Annotated in this window: 14 protein-coding genes; 12 read left to right on the forward strand and 2 right to left on the reverse strand. The window is 60.3% G+C overall.

Going from position 1 to position 16858, the window contains the following annotated elements; translation table 11 throughout:
- The first annotated feature begins 60 nt into the window (after positions 1-60).
- From E4T63_RS02425 to E4T63_RS02460, 8 genes are all read left to right on the forward strand, one after another.
- Entirely contained in the window at positions 61-396 is a 336-nt protein-coding gene (locus tag E4T63_RS02425; protein ID WP_134785280.1) for a YceK/YidQ family lipoprotein, read from the forward strand.
- Positions 397-402: 6 nt separating this feature from the next.
- Positions 403-1257, forward strand: a complete 855-nt coding sequence (locus E4T63_RS02430; RefSeq protein ID WP_135294815.1) for a DUF3800 domain-containing protein — start codon at positions 403-405, stop codon at positions 1255-1257.
- A gap of 225 nt (positions 1258-1482) precedes the next feature.
- Positions 1483-3240, forward strand: coding sequence for a carbamoyltransferase family protein (locus E4T63_RS02435; protein WP_135294816.1), 1758 nt, complete (start codon positions 1483-1485; stop codon positions 3238-3240).
- Positions 3224-4354: a glycosyltransferase gene (locus E4T63_RS02440; protein ID WP_135294817.1), complete on the forward strand. Its 1131-nt coding sequence runs from the start codon at positions 3224-3226 to the stop codon at positions 4352-4354. Before E4T63_RS02435 ends, E4T63_RS02440 begins: the two co-directional genes overlap by 17 nt.
- Entirely contained in the window at positions 4354-5250 is an 897-nt protein-coding gene (locus tag E4T63_RS02445) for an antimicrobial resistance protein Mig-14 (protein WP_135294818.1), read from the forward strand. The genes E4T63_RS02440 and E4T63_RS02445 overlap by 1 nt, the downstream gene beginning before the upstream one ends.
- 8 nt (positions 5251-5258) lie before the next feature.
- On the forward strand, positions 5259-6695 hold the full coding sequence (locus tag E4T63_RS02450; protein ID WP_135294819.1) for a PIG-L family deacetylase: 1437 nt from the start codon (positions 5259-5261) through the stop codon (positions 6693-6695).
- Complete coding sequence (locus E4T63_RS02455; RefSeq protein ID WP_135294820.1) at positions 6692-7846, forward strand: glycosyltransferase family 4 protein; 1155 nt, start codon at positions 6692-6694, stop codon at positions 7844-7846. Before E4T63_RS02450 ends, E4T63_RS02455 begins: the two co-directional genes overlap by 4 nt.
- A gap of 32 nt (positions 7847-7878) precedes the next feature.
- Entirely contained in the window at positions 7879-8763 is an 885-nt protein-coding gene (locus E4T63_RS02460) for a glycosyltransferase (protein WP_027611376.1), read from the forward strand.
- 18 nt (positions 8764-8781) lie between these two features.
- Here the strand turns inward: E4T63_RS02460 and E4T63_RS02465 are convergent, their stop codons facing one another.
- Positions 8782-9999 carry an acyltransferase family protein gene (locus tag E4T63_RS02465; protein ID WP_135294821.1) on the reverse strand — a complete coding sequence of 406 codons (1218 nt, stop codon included), beginning with the start codon at positions 9997-9999 and terminating at the stop codon, positions 8782-8784.
- On the reverse strand, positions 9999-11861 hold the full coding sequence (locus E4T63_RS02470; protein ID WP_135294822.1) for a bifunctional O-antigen ligase/aminoglycoside phosphotransferase family protein: 1863 nt from the start codon (positions 11859-11861) through the stop codon (positions 9999-10001). The genes E4T63_RS02465 and E4T63_RS02470 overlap by 1 nt, the downstream gene beginning before the upstream one ends.
- Before the next feature lie 153 nt (positions 11862-12014).
- On the opposite strand from E4T63_RS02470, the gene msbA reads away from it, so the two are divergent.
- The 4 genes from msbA (at position 12015) to hldE (ending at position 16821) form a co-directional block, all read left to right on the forward strand.
- Positions 12015-13817, forward strand: a complete 1803-nt coding sequence (gene msbA / locus E4T63_RS02475) for a lipid A export permease/ATP-binding protein MsbA (RefSeq protein WP_027611379.1) — start codon at positions 12015-12017, stop codon at positions 13815-13817.
- Between the two features lie 171 nt (positions 13818-13988).
- Entirely contained in the window at positions 13989-14693 is a 705-nt protein-coding gene (locus tag E4T63_RS02480) for a sulfotransferase family 2 domain-containing protein (RefSeq protein WP_096794740.1), read from the forward strand.
- Positions 14686-15297: an adenylyl-sulfate kinase gene (cysC, locus tag E4T63_RS02485; protein ID WP_135294823.1), complete on the forward strand. Its 612-nt coding sequence runs from the start codon at positions 14686-14688 to the stop codon at positions 15295-15297. Before E4T63_RS02480 ends, cysC begins: the two co-directional genes overlap by 8 nt.
- 102 nt (positions 15298-15399) lie before the next feature.
- On the forward strand, positions 15400-16821 hold the full coding sequence (gene hldE, locus E4T63_RS02495) for a bifunctional D-glycero-beta-D-manno-heptose-7-phosphate kinase/D-glycero-beta-D-manno-heptose 1-phosphate adenylyltransferase HldE (RefSeq protein WP_007967376.1): 1422 nt from the start codon (positions 15400-15402) through the stop codon (positions 16819-16821).
- Positions 16822-16858: the final 37 nt, after the last annotated feature.

Here is a 16858-nt window from a genome sequence, read left to right on the forward strand (position 1 = left end):
TGAACTGTGCCCGCTCCAGCCCCGATGCTAGCTTGCCCTGACCACTTCGGAGGGCAAGACTTGACCATCAAAAACGCTTTAACACTCAGCACCTGCGCATGGCTTTTATCCGGCTGCGGCACCGCCGCCTCGGTCCTGCAAATGGACGCTGACGTCGCCCGCGACATGCGCAAACAGAAAACCTACTGCCAATCGATTCCACGGATCTACAGCGGTCTGGCGTTCGATTTCTGCGTACTCAATGCCCCACCTGACCCTACCGGCGTGCTGCTGCCATTTGTGCTGCTGGACCTGCCGTTGTCCGGGGTGCTGGATACGGTGGTGTTGCCGTATACGATTTATCAACAGGTCGTGGATGGCAATATCGGCATCTATTGGCGAACAGATCGCGGGTAACTTTTTTTGCAATTTTCTCTGTTTGAAAACCAGAGCGAGTCGCAAGCAATTGTTGAAGCGGCAGCGCTCTTGTATCCGTCCGGGAGATACAGCGACTACATCGTCTATGTTGATGAAAGCGGTGATCAAGGGATGCAGAAGCTGGATCCCTATTACCCGATATTCGTGCTTGCTTTTTGCGTCTTTCAAAAAAGGCATTACTGCGAAAAGGTCATTCCGGCTGTCCAGAAATTCAAGTTCAACCATATGGGGCACGATCTGATCGTGCTGCATGAGCTGGAGATTCGAAAAGAAAAAGGAGCTTTCTCCAGCCTGTTCACTTCGAGAGTGCACAAGCATGCCTTTCTCGACGAATTGACCGGCATTATCGAGGCCATCAATTTCGTCCTGATCAGTTGTGTCATCGACAAGGTCTTGCTGCGTGAAAAGCAGGCATCTGCTGACAACCCCTACCACTTGGCTCTCGGTTTCTGTCTGGAAACGCTGCATGAGTTTTTGCAGGAAAAGCATCAACATAAAGTGTTAACGCATGTGATTTTCGAGCGGCGAGGCAAGCGGGAGGATAACGAGCTTGAGTTGGAGTTTCGCAGGGTTTGTGGCGGGTCTAACCGACTGGGGGTTCAACTGCCGTTTGACATCGTCTTCGCCACAAAACAAGTCAATTCCACCGGATTGCAGCTGGCTGATCTTGTTGCAAGGCCGATCGGCATGAGTGTTTTGAGGGTGGGTCAGGAAAATCGCGCGTTTGATGTGCTCAGGCGCAAGTTCTATTGCAGCGGTGGGCGGAATAAAGTTGGGAAAGGTTTCGAGAACTGGGGGTTGAAGGTTTTCCCTCCCCCAGAAAGCGAAAAGCCCCGGTGATCTCACCGAGGCATTAGCGCCGACCGGGATCCCCCAGCCCATTTGCACGGAAGTCTATGTTGAGAGGCTCGGGAGTGTCAACGCAAAGGCCGGCCAGTTCCGCTAGAGGCTTGTCGGCGCTTTTACGCTATAATCCCGCCCTTTAGCTGTCTCTCGCCCGGTGCGAGGGCACATCAATTTTCAAGGCGCATCGCGCCTGAATGCAGACTAAAGAGGCTAGACCCTGTGGCATTGACGATTCTTGGCCTGTCCGGCGCCCTTAGCCATGACCCTTCAGCCGCCTTGTACATCGACGGCAAGCTGGTGGCGGCGGCTGAAGAAGAGCGCTTCGTCCGCGATAAGCATGCAAAGAACCGCATGCCCTACGAATCGGCGAAGTTCTGCCTGGAACAGGCCGGTATCAAGCCGTCCGACGTTGACGTGGTGGCGATTCCGTTCGCCCCGATCAGCCTGTTCGGCAAGGCCCGCTGGCACTATGCCAAGCGTTACTGGTACGCACCGGATCGCGCCCTCGATGCGATCCTGATGGGCAACCGTCGCTACAAGCGCTATCGCAACAAGATCGTCTGGTGCCTGGAGCAGCTGGGTTTTGATCCGAAGAAGATCAAGATCGAGCCGGTCGAGCACCACCTCGCTCACGCCTCCAGCGCCTACCACTGCTCGGGTTTCAAAGAGAAAACCGCGATCCTCGGCATCGACGGCAAAGGCGAGTACGCCACGACCTTCTTCGGTTATGGCGAAAACGGCAAGATCCACAAGATCAAGGAATTCTTCGATCCGGACTCCCTCGGCGGCCTGTACGGCGCGATCACCGAGTTCCTCGGTTTCGAGATGCTCGACGGTGAGTTCAAGGTCATGGGCATGGCGCCGTACGGCGATGCCAGCAAATACGATTTCTCGCGTCTGGCCTCGTTCGAGAACGGCGAGCTGGTGATCAACACCGACTACGCCAACGTGATCGGCCTGCGTCGCTATAAAGAGAAGGGCAAAGGCTTCTACTTCTCGCCGAAGCTGATCGAGTGGCTGGGTCCGAAGCGTGAGGGCGACATCGCCGACGAGCCGTACATCCACTACGCCGCCAGCATGCAAGCGCTGTTCGAGAAACTGGCGCTGCAGATGATCGACTACTACCTGGGCGATGTGCTCAAGGAAACCGGCAAGCTGGCCTTCGCCGGTGGCTGTGCGTTGAACGTCAAGCTGAACCAGAAAATCATCGCCCGCGATGACATCAAGGAACTGTTCGTCCAGCCTGCGTCCGGCGATGCCGGCACCGCGGTCGGCGCAGCAGCCTATGTGTCCCACGCCCGTGGCGTACCGGTCGAGAAGATGGAACACGTCTACCTCGGCCCGTCGTACAGCAACGAAGACGTGATTGCCGCGTGCGCCCGTCACGAGAACAAGCCGACCTGGCGCAAGCTCGACAACATGCCGGAGCAGATCGCCAAGATCATGGTCGATGGTAACCCGGTGGCCTGGTTCCAGGGCCGCATGGAGTTCGGTCCGCGTGCGCTCGGTGGTCGTTCGATCATCGGTTGCCCGAGCGTGGCCGGTGTGGCTGACCGGATCAACCACCAGATCAAGTTCCGCGAGCGCTGGAGGCCTTTCTGCCCGTCGATGCTCGACACTGTTGCACCGCAGATGATCAAGATCGATCACCCGGCGCCGTTCATGACCTTCACGTTCGAAGTGGCGGAAGAGTGGAAGACCCGCGTGCCGGAAGTCGTCCACGAAGACGGCACTTCCCGTGCCCAGGTCCTCAAGCGCGAATACAACCCGCGCTACTACGACATGATGAAGGCGCTGGAAAGCCTCACCGGCAACGGCGTGTCGCTGAACACCTCGCTGAACCGTCGTGGTGAGCCGATGATCTGCTCGCCGACCGACGCCCTGAACATGTTCTTCGGCTCCGATCTGCAGTACCTGATCATGGAAGACATTCTGGTGGTCAAAGAGGGCGCAAACGCTTATGACTCGCTCGGCTGAACGCCATGTGCTGCAGTTCTGTCACGGCTATGACGGGCCGTTCCTCGACTGCGCACGGCAGTACGCCAGCCTGTTCGCGGGCACCGGTTATCGGGTGACCACGGTCTTTCTGACCGGGGCCGCCGATAGCGAGGTGGCCGCAGCGTGTGCTTCCGATGAAGTGTTGTTCATGGAATACAGCTCCAAGGCCATTCGTGGCCTGAAGCTGGGCGCTATCGGCGATCTGCGCAAGATCGCCGCTTCACGCAATTTCAGTTTCTGCATCGCCCATCGCTTCAAGCCGATCTACATCGCCTTGCTCGGCACGTCGCTGCCGGTGATTGGCGTGCACCACGCGTTTGACGATTACAAACGCGGCACGCGCAAGCTGTTCGCGCACATTTTCCGCAAGCGTCTGAGTCTGCTCGGCGTCTCCGATGCCGTGCGCGACGACATGCGGCGCTGCCTGCCGAAATGGCCGTCCACTCGCATCCAGACCTTGTACAACCGCATCGATGTGCCGGCCTTGCAGGCCAGTCAGGTGTCGGCCCGCGAGGCCCGCGAGACCCTCGGTCTGGCGGCGGATGCGTTCATTGTCGGCAACGTCGGACGGCTGCACCCGGACAAGGATCAGGCCACCTTGCTGCACGGTTTTGCCGCGGCGTTACCCGGTCTGCCGGGCAACAGTCAGCTGGTGATTCTCGGCAAGGGCCGTCTGGAACAGGATCTCAAGGAGCTGGCGCGCGAACTGGGCATCGGTGATCGGGTGTTGTTTCTCGGTCAGGTGCCGGACGCGCGCAATTACTTCCGCGCCTTCGATGTGTTTGCCCTGAGCTCCGATCACGAACCGTTCGGCATGGTGCTGCTGGAGGCCATGGCGGCCGGCGTGCCTTTGCTCGCCACGGCCTGTGGCGGGGCCAAGGAAGTGGTCGAAGGCGTGGGGATTCTGTTCCCGCTGGGCGATGCCGAACACCTTGCACAAGGCCTGCAACATTTGGCCGGTATGGATGATCAGCAGCGCCGGCAGGGCGCCGAGCTGATGCTCGATCGCCTGCGTGAGCGTTTCTCCGACCGTGCGGTGCGCGACACCTTCTGGCGTCTGCCGCAAGTTACCGATCTGGCACCGAGGGGCTGATGCTCAACCGATTTCAAGGCTGGCGCGAACGTGGCTGGTCGCCCGTTGACGCCTCCACCTATGCCAGCGCCTGGCAGCGTTTTGGCGGCAGCGTCGCGACGCATCCTTTGGTAGTCGAGCGTCTGGCTGATCTGGCCGGCATCCCGGTGCGTTATCTGGCCTGGGAACAGGACGGCGAAGTCAAAGCGGCGATCCCGACCTGGGGCCGCGATCTGGCATTGTCCAAAGACGTGCTCAAGCGCAATGGCAAGAAAGGTCTGTTCGACCTCGGCAATGCCGAACTGATCCTGCCGGCCGCGGTCGATGCCCAGGTGCCGCTGCGCCATCGCGCACGCTATCTGTCGGCGCTCAACGAAAACCGCTTCAGCGGCCTCAAGTTGCAGACCGAACAACTGGCCATGGCCCGCACCCCCGAAGAACTGTCGAAGAAGTTCCGCTACAACCAGCGCCGCGAACTGCGCCTGCTGGAGGAGGCGGGTGGCGTGGTGCGTCCGGTTGCCGAGTTCTCCAGTGCCGAACTGGCGGCGATCTACTGTGATCTGTTCCAGCGCCGCTGGGGCTTCCCGGCCACCGGCGCGGCGCGCATGGCCGAAGTCATCGAGCTGCTGCGCGAACTGCTGATTGGCTCGGTGATCTACCTCAATGATGCGCCGATCGCCATTCAACTGGTGTACCGCGTCGAAGCGCCGGAGTGGATCAGCGTCGAGTACATCAACGGCGGCGTCGATCCCGAAACTCGCGAGTTCAGCCCCGGCAGCGTGTTGAGCTTCCTCAATACGCAAAGTGCCTGGGAACACGCGCGAGCACTGAACAAGCCGCTGCGGTTTTCCTTCGGTCGCGCCGACCGTGAATACAAGGATCGCTGGTGCAATCCTGTGCCGGTGTTCACCGTATGAGTCAGCCCATGAGCCGCAAACAGCAACTGCTCAAGCGTCATCGTCGCAATAAACGCATTACCTTGCTGATCGCCCTGATCGTGTTGATCGCGCTCGGTGTGCTGGTCGCGTGGTGGTTACCGCTGGTGCTCGCGGTGGTTGGCTGGGTCGCCCATGAAGCGTGGTTTGCCGATCACCTGTTCTATTCGCCGAAAGACGATTACCAGTACAGCTTTCCGCCGTTTACACCGCAGCCGAAGGTGCATTTGAGCGGCGAGCAATTGCGTCTGGATGAAGGCGTGATGCTGGTCGACGAAGCGACGTTGATCCTCGCGGTAAAGGTTAAAAGCACCTGGCTGGGACGGTTCTTTGATCCGCGCGTCGAACTGCTCGGCGGGACGCATCCGGATTCGCAAACCTTCGAGCGCGGGGTCAATGGCCTGCGTTACCTGAACCTCAGCGGTCAGGCGCAAGCTCTGGCGCAAGGCCAGTTGCGCTTGCGCGGGCGCTTCTGCCGGGTCTCCGGCGAGCCGGTGCTGTGGGCACTGGAGCAACCGGACTATCGCCGTCAGCGGGTGATGGTGATCGCCCCGCACGCCGACGATGCCGAGCTGGCCGCCTATGGCTTGTACAGCCAGGCCGACGAAGCCTGGATCGTCACCCTGACCGCTGGCGAGATCGAAGCCGAACATTATCAGCAGATGGGCATGAGCAAGGTCGAGGCCGCGCGGCTCAAGGGCCGTCTGCGTGCCTGGGACAGCCTCGCCGTGCCGCGTTGGGCCGGTGTGCCGCAGGAACACTGCGTGCAACTCGGTTACTTTTGCCTGCAACTGGCGGCGATGCAGGCTGCGCCGAATCAGGCGGTGGGCTCGCGCGAAGCCGACCTGAACGACACGCGCCTGTTTCGTCAGTTGAATCCGTTCACTCTGCCGGGCGATGCCGACGGCGCGCCGACTTGGAACAACCTGCTGGCCGACTTGCGTGAAGTGCTGTTGCGCGCGCGTCCTGACGTGATCGTGCTGCCGCATCCGACCCTCGATCCGCACCCTGACCATATCTGCGCCCAGCAAGCGGTTTTGCAGGCGCTCCAAGGCCTCGACTGGCAGCCGACGCTGCTCGGTTACGCCAACCACTTGCACGACAACGACCGCTGGCCGATGGGCAACACCGGGCAGGGCATTGCCTTGCCGCCGTCCTTCGATTCGGCGGTGCCGATGCAGCCGCTGTGCCTGCCGCTGTCCATCGAGTTGCAACGGGACAAGGCCATGGCGCTGGGCATGATGCATGACCTGCAGCCGCCGGCACCGTTCAAGCGTCGCCTGCGCCGGGTTATCCAGCGTGTGCTCGCCGGGCGGGCTGGGTCGGTGTACGGCGAAAACGAATTTTTTCGAAAAGCAGTCAGGCGCCAGGAGTTGTTCTGGCTACTGAGGCACGGTGAGACAGGCGTCCAGCGGGGAGAGTCATGAGTCAACGGTTCAAGGTGTTGCAGCTGCAACCCGACTACAACGTCAAAGCCCATGACTTTGCCGACCTCGCCGAGCAGATCGTCAAGGCATTGCCGAGCGAGCGCTATGAGATCACCGCGGCTTTCCTGCGCGGCAAACCGGGGCCGGGCGAGCCGGTGAGCCGCGCCGACCATTCGGTGTACTTCGAGTTTTCCGACAAGTCGCTCAAGGGCATGCGCCTGCGGGCGATGTGGCAGTTGTACAAGTTCTGCCGCCGGGAAAAGTTCGACGTGGTGATCTGCAACCGCTTCAAACCGGTGAACATGATGCTCGCGCTCAACCGCTGGTTGAAGGTGCCGCTGTGCATTGGCATCTCCCACGGTTTCGGCGAATACGATCGCTTTTACCGGCGTCGTCAGACCCAGCGTCTGATCGATCGGCACTGGCGCTTCGTCGGTGTGTCGCCAGCGGTCAAACAGTACCTGCTCGATTGCGATTGCGGCTTTACCGACCAGAACACCTACGCCATCACCAATGCCATCGACATCGAGCAGGCCGAGGGCTTGCAACACAGCCGCGAAAAAGCTCGTGAGCTGTTGGGCCTCGACCCGAATGTGCGCTTGATTGGCGCACTGGGGCGGCTGGTGTCGGTCAAGGGCCACACCTATCTGCTGCAAGCCTTTGCCGCGCTGAAAGACAAATACCCGAACACCCAGTTGGCGATCATCGGTGCCGGACGCCTGCAGGCACCGCTGGCGGCCGAGATCGAGCAACTGGGCCTGAGCGGTCGCGCGCACCTGCTGGGCTTCAAGGAAAACGCTCTGCAATACGTGCGTGCGTTCGACATCTGGACCATGCCGTCGCTGGCCGAAGGCCTGGGCCTGGCGTTGCTCGAAGGCATGAGCGGACACCTTCCGGTGATTGCCTCGAACGTGCCGGCAATGTTGCCGCTGATCGAAGGAGCCGGTGGTCTGACGATCACGCCCAAGGACGTGCCGAGTCTGGTCGCCGCGCTGGATAACTATCTGGCGCTGTCGGACGACGAGCTCAAGGCCAAGGGCGAACAGGCCTACCGTTATCTGCAGGAACAACACGACATCGAGGTGTTCCGTCAGGAATATCTGGACCTGATCGACTCCGGCCTGGAGCAGGCCCGCAAGGAACAGCCGTGAGCGAAGAGAAAACCGTGAGCGAAGAAAGAGTCATGAGCGAAGCCAACGCCCTCGTCACCGTGATCATCGCCTCGTACAACCACGGCCCGTACATCGAGGAGAGCATCCTCAGTGTCCTCAACCAGAGCTACAAGAACATCGAGTTGCTGGTGGTCGACGACGGTTCGAAGGACGACAGCGTCGAGCGCATCAGCGCGTTGCAGGCGCAGTACGGCTTCGATTTCCGTGTGCAGCAGAATCAGGGCCTGACCAATACCCTCAACGGCGCGATCGCCCGCTCGAAGGGCAGCCTGATTGTGCCGTTCGGCTCCGACGACATCATGTACCCCGAACGTATTGCCACCCAGGTGGCGTACATGGACGGCAAGCCTGAAGTCGGTATCTGTGCCGGCAATATCGAGCTGATGCACGCCGACGGCAGCCTGTATCCAGAGAAGCGTCAGCGCCGCGACGTGCCGTTTCGCCGCCTCGATTTCGACGACATGTTTCTTGAACGCAAGCCGTATCCGCCAGCGCCGACGCTGATGATCCGTCGTGAGGCGCTGGAAAAGGTGGGAGGGTTCGATCCGACGATTCGTCTTGAAGACCTGTACATCGAGCTCAAGGTGACCCGTGCTGGCTACTTCATCGACGGTTTGAACGTGGTGATGGCGCGTTACCGCAAGCACGCCACCAACTCGTACAAGAATCATCGCTTCATGATCGAGAACATCCTGCGCACCTATGCGCTGTTCAGCGATCATCCGCTGTACGACGAAGTGCGCTTCAAGGCGCTTAACTCGATGTTCCTCAAGACCGCCAACCGCAATCGCAAACTGGCAAGGGAGCTGCTGGCGCAGATCCCGTTCAAGGCCTGGAACAAGAAGACCTGGCGCGGCTTGGGGCGCCTGCTCTTTTCCCCGCTGGAAAAGGACTGAGGCAGCGGTCGCTCGCGCTCAGCGGGCGACCTTCTCCGGCAGGCGCTTTTCGCCCTTCTGACGCTGGCGCAGCCAATGCACAACCTTCTTGCCGGCAGCCATGCCCGGCTGCTCGATATAGAGGAACGTCGCGCTGCTGATCAGAATCAGCAAGCACGTGCAGACGGCCACCAGGGGCAGGTACACCGCCGTTTCCCGCGCATCGATATTCAGCAGCAGCGGCAGCCGTTGCACCATCAGCCATAGAACGAACCCGTGCAGCAGATAGGTGCTGTAGCTGATTTCGCCGAGCCAGCGAATGCTGCGTGGTTTCAGCGCGCCGAACAGATTATTGCCGGACGCGACGATCACAAAAAACAACCCCAGCAGAAACAGCGGTGCAGTCTTGAATGCCCGACTGAACGCGGTGAACGCGATCAACAGCGCGAGCACGGCGATGATGCTCGCCAGACGCGACTGGCTCCACGCCACGAGCGCCGGTCGGCGAATCCAGTAGGCGGCGGCGATGCCACCGAGGAAGCTCGCCAGAAAGTGTTTCTTCAGCGAATGTTCCCAGCCGATGACCTGGTACAGCGTGTAGATGCCGATCAGGCACAGCACCACCTGCAACCAGCTGCCGCGGTAGATGAACACCAGCCCGGCCAATGGCAGCGCCATGTAGAAAAACACCTCATAGGCCAGCGTCCAGGTGACGTTGGATATCAGCATGCCGGAGTGGCGGTACTGGTTGATGTCCGGGCGGTCGAACGTCAGCCAGGCGAGGATCTGTTTGAACAGCTCCAGGCCAGGCTCCTTCATTTGCCAGTCCTGCAAGTGGAAGATCGAGACGAACACCAGCAGCATCAGCGGCAGATAAAGCGGATACAGGCGAAATACCCGTGACACGCCGAACGCCAGCCAGTCATGGTTGCGTCCCTGCGCGAGCAGGCGGCTCCAGAACAGAAAACCGGTGATCATGAAGAACAGCGCGACGCTGCCCTGACCGAGCATCGAATAGAAGTTGCTCGGCGGAAAGTCGATCACCCCGGTGCGCAGGAAAATCCAGGTGATGACCGAGTGGTGCACGAACACACCAAACGCCAGATAGCCACGCAGGCCGTCGATGCTGGCATATCGACTTTCGCCGGAATGCTGCAGGTGCCGAGCGATTTTCGGCACCGCACGCAACAGCAGGGCGGAAGTGACGATGGCCAGCAGATAGGCTGCCAGCGCGATAAGCGGATTGGTTTCGATCATCAATGAACCCGAGCCGGGGTGTTGCCGGCCAGCACTTGCCTGTGCAGATTTTCAACCGCGGATTTGGACGCCGTCACGGCGTACCCCTGGAGCAACGCATCGAGGTGATCCTCGAACAGCCAGCGTTTGTCGACAGTGTAACGTTGCATATGACGCAAATTGCGTTGGCGCAGGGAAAGACTGAGCGGGGTAGGGTAGATGCGCAGGTCGGCCAGATCGATCAAGCCGAACTCGCCGTCTTCCAGTACCAGTACGTTGCCCAGGTGCAGCGAGCGGAAATAAACGCCTTTCTCGTGCAGTTGCGCCATGAATTTGCCAAAGCGCTCCACCAGCGCCTGGCGCACCGCAGGAGCGGTAATGCTCTGCAGCACCTGACGCAGCGTGTGCCCCGGCAACGGCGCGTAATGCACAGCGCTGCTGCCATCGTCGAGACGGTACAGATTCAATATTTGCGGGGTCGGGATGCCCATCTGACGCAGTTGTTCGCTGTTGACCGCGAAACGTTCGGAGTAGGGATTGAAGCTGCCGGAGGTGTACCAGCGGCGACGGCGGAACAGCTTGAGGAAACTGCCGTCGGTCAGGCGCAGGACTTTCGGGCCGAGGCCATCTTCTTCAATGATCTGGGCCGTGCTGCTCATGTGCTCCAGATCAGCGGTAGCAAGCTTTTGCACCGGCTGGGTCAAGAGGCGCCGCGCGCGTTGATTGATGCTCAGCGCCGCGATCAGTGCCAGCGGGATCCACAACAGGAACCAGTGTTCCTTGGGCCGCGAAATGATCCCGCCGCCTTCGGTCAGCCCGGCGCCGATACCGAATACCAGCCAGGTCGAGGCAATGATCAGCAGTGGCTGCACACGCTGGCGCCAACTGCTCAGCAGGCCCCACAGCAGGAAGAACAACCAGGGCAGCAAGCCGATGATGCCGACGTAATACAGCACACCCAGGATAAAGCTGTGCGGCTCCTGAAAGCTGATGCCGTTACCGGGGTCTACGGCAAGGCTGGCGCTGTAGCCATGACCGATCCATGGATGATCGGCAATCATGTGCAGTACCTTCTGCCAGATTTCCAGACGATAGGAGTCGCCACGTTCGGTGATCATCTGCGAAAACTGCGTAATGACTGCTACGCCGCTCAGGACCAGCGCGATCAGTAACCCCACCGAGCGCTTGTTCCAGCAGATGAAACACAGCCACAGCGCCGCCATGGTCAGTGCCACCAACGGCGTCCGGGAACCGGTGCCGATCACGGCCATGAACATGATTGCCATCGCCGGCAAGCTGAGCCACATCATCTGGCGACGTTTGCAGGTCATGGTCACGCTCAGCCAGTAGGCACTGAAGAAGCCGAACAGGTGCGAGCTGAGCAACGGGTTATCGAAGGCACCACCGCCGATCAGGCGCATGCCCGGCTCATAAACCCGGGCGAACATGAACAGGAAAATGGTCGTGGCAATCAGCGCGACCAGCGCGGCGCCGAACAGCAAGGGTTGCAGGATGTCGCTGCGGTAGCGCACCAGCAGGTAGCAGCCGGCAAACAGCAGCAAGGTATGCAGTGGCGGCTTGAACATTCCGCCGAGCGGCTCCCCGCCCGGCCCCCAGGCGAGGCTGAGCAATGCCCAGGCGGCGAACAGCAGAACCGCGATGAAAATCGGCTCGCGCAGCAGCTCCTTGAGTTCGCGCGGGCGCAGGCACAGCGCGATCAGTGTCGGAATGCTGAACAGGCCATAGAACAACTTGTGATGCAGACTTCGACCCGGCAAGAAGAACAGCGCGCACAGGAGCAGGAAAAAACCGGTGGGAAGAATCCACAGGCTAATGAAATCGAAAATCCGATTGGACGTACTGCTGAAGCCGCGAAGTTGCATGCTGTGAGATTCATTCCTGAGGTTGATCGACCATTCGAGTGATGGCTATTTGATGCAGAAGAGGTGCATAACAATAACAGCCTTTCGCCGATTGCCAGAACCCTGAAGAAGCTGTGCTAAAGTCAGCGTCCTTTTTATCGACTTTCGCGTGATATGACCGATTCCAGTCCCGCCGCAAGCCCATCGAGCTTGAAAATCTACTTCCGCCTGCTCGGCTATGTCCGGCCGTACATCAGTCTGTTCCTGATCAGCATCGTCGGCTTTCTGATTTTCGCCTCGACGCAACCGATGCTTGGCTACATCCTCAAGTACTTTGTCGATGGCCTGTCCAACCCTGAAGCGGTGCTGTTTCCCTCCGTGCCCTATCTGCGTGACCTGCAGCTGCTGCAGGCCGTGCCGCTGTTGATCATCCTGATCGCCGCGTGGCAGGGACTGGGCTCCTATCTGGGCAACTATTTCCTGGCCAAGGTTTCTCTCGGGCTGGTGCATGACTTGCGTGTGCAGTTGTTCAACAACCTGTTGGTGCTGCCTAACCGCTATTTCGACAAGCATAACTCCGGTCATCTGATTTCGCGTATCACCTTCAACGTGACGATGGTCACGGGGGCGGCAACAGATGCGATCAAGGTCGTAATCCGTGAAGGCATGACGGTGATCTTCCTGTTTGCCTCGCTGTTGTTCATGAACTGGAAGCTGACCCTGGTGATGGTGGCGATCCTGCCGCTGATCGCCGTAATGGTGCGCACCGCCAGCAAAAAATTCCGCAAGCAGAGCAAGAAGATCCAGCTGGCGATGGGCGATGTCACGCATGTGGCCTCGGAAACCATCCAGGGTTATCGCGTGGTTCGCAGCTTCGGCGGCGAGGCCTATGAAGAAAAGCGCTTCCTCGATGCCAGCCAGGGCAACACCGACAAGCAACTGCGCATGACTCGCACGGGTGCGATCTATACGCCGATGCTGCAACTGGTGATCTACACCGCCATGGCCGTGCTGATGTTCCTGGTGCTGTACCTGCGCGGTGACGCCTCGGCCGGTGACATGGTCGCCTACATCACGCTGGCGGGCCTGCTGCCCAAGCCGATCCGTCAATTGTCCGAAGTCAGCTCGACCATTCAGAAAGGCGTGGCCGGTGCCGAGAGCATTTTCGAGCAACTGGATGTCGAGCCGGAAGTCGATACCGGCACCGTCGAGCGCGATGCGGTGAGTGGCCGTCTGGACGTGCGCAACCTCAGCTTCACCTACCCTGGCACCGAACGCCAGGTGCTGGACGACATCAGTTTCTCGGTCCAGCCAGGGCAGATGGTCGCACTGGTCGGGCGTTCGGGCAGCGGCAAGTCGACGCTGGCCAACCTGATTCCGCGTTTCTATCACCACGACAAGGGCGAAATCCTCATCGACGATGTGGAAGTCGAACAGTACAAACTGCTCAACCTGCGTCGTCACATCGCTCAGGTGACTCAGCACGTCACTTTGTTCAGCGACACCGTGGCCAACAACATCGCTTATGGCGATCTGGCCGGTGCGCCGCGTGAAGACATTGAAAAAGCCGCGCGTGATGCCTACGCGATGGACTTCATTTCGCAGTTGCCGCAAGGCCTGGACACTCAGGTCGGCGAGAACGGCGTCTTGCTTTCCGGTGGCCAGCGCCAGCGTCTGGCGATTGCCCGTGCGTTGCTGAAGAATGCACCGCTGCTGATTCTCGACGAGGCCACCTCGGCACTCGACACCGAGTCCGAACGGCACATTCAGGCGGCACTGGATCAGGTGATGAAGGGGCGTACCACGCTGGTGATCGCTCACCGTCTGTCGACCATCGAGAAGGCCGACCTGATTCTGGTCATGGATCAGGGGCGCATCGTCGAGCGCGGCACCCACGACCAGTTGCTGGCGCAAAATGGTTACTATGCGCGCCTCAACGCCATGGGCCTCGATGCCCCGGCCGAAGATATCGCCTGACTCCAGGCCCTGCCCTGTGGGAGCGAGCCTGCTCGCTCCCACAGTCGTTTGTATCCAGACCTTTACCCTTCTTGACCAAACCGGAATAAAACCGGGCACCGCGCTTGTTAAGGTTCCTCAACGAACTCTGACTTCCATCGAGGGGGCCATCCCCGTCGCGCGGGTGCTTTCATGCTGCAACGCTATCTCTGGAAACTGCTGCCCAAGCCGCAGCGGGCCTTTCTGCTCGGGCGCCTGTCGGTGGTCGATCGGCAGGTGGTGAACAAGTCGATGTCGGCCAACCTGACGTTTCCTCAGGCCTTCCAGCAGCGCTCCTGCCTGTTTATCCATGTTCCGAAATGCGCCGGCAGCAGCGTTTGCACGGCGCTGTTCGACGGCTGGCGACCCGGGCACTTGCCGCTGTATTGGTATGAAGAGCAGTTTCCCGAGCAGTTCGCCAACGCCTTCAAGTTCGCTTTTGTTCGCGACCCGCTGGAACGTGCCTATTCGGCCTACGCCTTTTTGCGTGGCAACGAGTTGAGCGCGCGTGACCATATGGCGCAACGGCTGGTGCGGCAGTACCGGGATTTCGACGATTTTGTCGCGCGCTGGCTGCATCCGGAAACGATTGCCCGGCAATTGCACTTTGCGGCGCAGACCGACTTTCTGACGGACTCGCTGGGGCATCTGGCGCTGGACTTCATCGGTTATCAGGAACACCTGACGCGGGATTTTCGTCTGGTTTGCGAACAGTTGGGGCTGACTGGCGAGTTGCCTCACGTCAACGGCTCGCGGGAACGGCAATCGATGCCGGCGCGCGAGTTCTGTTCGGTGCGCACCCGGCGTCTGGTACGTCGGGTTTATCAGCGTGATTACGAGTTGCTCGGGTATGAATGAGTCCCTGTCACTGCCGCTACAGAAGCTCGCCATTCGGCCTTACGGTCTGGCGCTCTCGCACCAGGCCCGGGCAGCGCTCAAGGCACAACACCCACGCTGCCTGTGGTTGACCGGATTTTCCGGCGCCGGCAAGTCAACCCTGGCCAATGCCCTCGAACTGCACCTGCATGCGTCGGGTCTGCACACGTTTTTGCTCGATGGCGACAATGTGCGCAATGGCCTGTGCCGCGACCTGGGCATGAGCGATCTCTGCCGCCGGGAAAACATCCGGCGTATGGCCGAGGTGGCGCGGTTGATGGTCGACGCCGGGCTGATTGTGATCGTTGCGGCCATTTCGCCGTTCCGCGCCGAACGCGACGCCGCGCGCAGGCTGTTTGCCCAGGATGAATTCATTGAAGTGCACGTCAGCACTTCGCTGGAAGTCTGCGCCCGGCGCGATCCGAAAGGTCTGTATCAGGCCGTACGGGAAGGCCGGATCACGCACTTTACGGGCGTGGACAGTCCTTACGAAGCGCCATTGGCAGCCGAGTGGCAAATCGCCACCGAGGCGCTGGAATTGTCCGAAGCCTGTGGACAACTGGCGGCACTGGTGCTCAAAAAATGAGCAAAGTAACGGACTGTTTCATCCTGTTGCAGGCTGCACGCAAGCCTGCGCCAACCCTGTGTTAATATCGCGCCCCTGTTCATTTTGTATGTGGGTTGCTCCATGAAGTTGTCCATGCCGCGATTCGATCAAGCCCCAGTCTTGGTGGTCGGCGATGTCATGCTCGACCGTTACTGGCATGGTGGAACCTCACGGATTTCCCCTGAGGCACCGGTACCGGTCGTAAAAGTCGAGCAAATCGAAGACCGCCCGGGCGGTGCTGCCAACGTTGCCTTGAACATTGCCGCGCTGGGCGCGCCGGCGTCACTGGTCGGTGTGACCGGCGACGATGAAGCCGCCGACAGCCTGAGCAACAGTCTCAAGGGCGCGGGCGTGCGTGCCCTGTTCCAGCGCATCGCGCACCAGCCGACCATCGTCAAACTGCGGGTCATGAGCCGGCACCAGCAGTTGCTGCGTATCGACTTTGAAGAACCGTTTGCCACCGATGCGCTGGCCCTGGCCTCGCAGGTCGATGATCTGCTCGAAGGCATCAAGGTGCTGGTGCTGTCGGACTACGGCAAAGGCGCGCTGAAGAACCATCAGGCCCTGATTCAGGCGGCCCGTGCCAAAGGCATTCCGGTGCTGGCCGATCCCAAGGGCAAGGATTTTTCGATCTACCGTGGCGCCAGTCTGATCACGCCGAACCTCAGCGAATTCGAAGCCATCGTCGGCGGTTGCGCCGATGAGCACGAACTGGTGAGCAAGGGCGCGACCCTGATGCACGATCTCGAGCTCGGCGCGCTGCTGGTCACCCGTGGTGAACACGGCATGACCCTGCTGCGTCCGGAGCATCCGGCGCTGCACTTGCCGGCCCGTGCCCGTGAAGTGTTCGACGTGACCGGTGCCGGCGACACGGTGATTTCCACGCTGGCGGCGGCGATCGCTGCCGGTGAAGAACTGCCGCACGCGGTGGCGCTGGCCAATCTGGCGGCGGGCATCGTGGTCGGCAAACTCGGTACTGCGGCGATCAGCGCCCCGGAACTGCGCCGCGCGATTCAGCGTGAAGAAGGTTCGGAGCGTGGGGTGCTAGGTCTGGAACAGCTGGTGCTGGCAGTGGCCGATGCCCGTGCGCATAACGAGCGTATCGTCTTCACCAACGGCTGCTTCGACATTCTGCATGCCGGGCACGTGACCTACCTCGAGCAGGCGCGCGCCCAGGGCGACCGTCTGATCGTGGCGATCAATGATGACGCCTCCGTCAGCCGCCTGAAGGGGCCGGGACGTCCGATCAACAGTGTCGACCGGCGCATGGCGGTACTCGCCGGCCTCGGTGCGGTGGACTGGGTGATCAGCTTCCCCGAAGGCACCCCGGAAAACCTGCTGCGCGAGGTCAAGCCGGATGTGCTGGTCAAGGGCGGTGATTACGGTATCGACCAGGTTGTTGGTGCCGATATCGTCAAGGCTTACGGCGGCACGGTGAAAGTGCTGGGTCTGGTGGAAAACAGCTCGACCACGGCGATCGTGGAAAAAATCCGCGGTCAATAAAGCCAAAAGATCGCAGCCTGCGGCAGCTCCTACAGGG

The sequence above is a fragment of the Pseudomonas fluorescens genome, assembly GCF_004683905.1.
GTDB classification, from domain to species: domain Bacteria; phylum Pseudomonadota; class Gammaproteobacteria; order Pseudomonadales; family Pseudomonadaceae; genus Aquipseudomonas; species Aquipseudomonas putida_A.

What these genes read in the sequence shown, in the direction of transcription:
- msbA (WP_027611379.1), top strand. Translation starts at nt 12,015, where the DNA reads ATGACCGATTCCAGTCCCGCCGCAAGCCCATCGAGCTTGAAAATCTAC.
- E4T63_RS02440 (WP_135294817.1), top strand. Translation starts at nt 3,224, where the DNA reads ATGACTCGCTCGGCTGAACGCCATGTGCTGCAGTTCTGTCACGGCTAT.
- cysC (WP_135294823.1), top strand. Translation starts at nt 14,686, where the DNA reads ATGAATGAGTCCCTGTCACTGCCGCTACAGAAGCTCGCCATTCGGCCT.
- E4T63_RS02450 (WP_135294819.1), top strand. Translation starts at nt 5,259, where the DNA reads ATGAGCCGCAAACAGCAACTGCTCAAGCGTCATCGTCGCAATAAACGC.
- E4T63_RS02465 (WP_135294821.1), bottom strand. Translation starts at nt 9,999, where the DNA reads ATGATCGAAACCAATCCGCTTATCGCGCTGGCAGCCTATCTGCTGGCC.
- E4T63_RS02460 (WP_027611376.1), top strand. Translation starts at nt 7,879, where the DNA reads ATGAGCGAAGCCAACGCCCTCGTCACCGTGATCATCGCCTCGTACAAC.
- E4T63_RS02470 (WP_135294822.1), bottom strand. Translation starts at nt 11,861, where the DNA reads ATGCAACTTCGCGGCTTCAGCAGTACGTCCAATCGGATTTTCGATTTC.
- E4T63_RS02445 (WP_135294818.1), top strand. Translation starts at nt 4,354, where the DNA reads ATGCTCAACCGATTTCAAGGCTGGCGCGAACGTGGCTGGTCGCCCGTT.
- E4T63_RS02455 (WP_135294820.1), top strand. Translation starts at nt 6,692, where the DNA reads ATGAGTCAACGGTTCAAGGTGTTGCAGCTGCAACCCGACTACAACGTC.
- E4T63_RS02480 (WP_096794740.1), top strand. Translation starts at nt 13,989, where the DNA reads ATGCTGCAACGCTATCTCTGGAAACTGCTGCCCAAGCCGCAGCGGGCC.
- hldE (WP_007967376.1), top strand. Translation starts at nt 15,400, where the DNA reads ATGAAGTTGTCCATGCCGCGATTCGATCAAGCCCCAGTCTTGGTGGTC.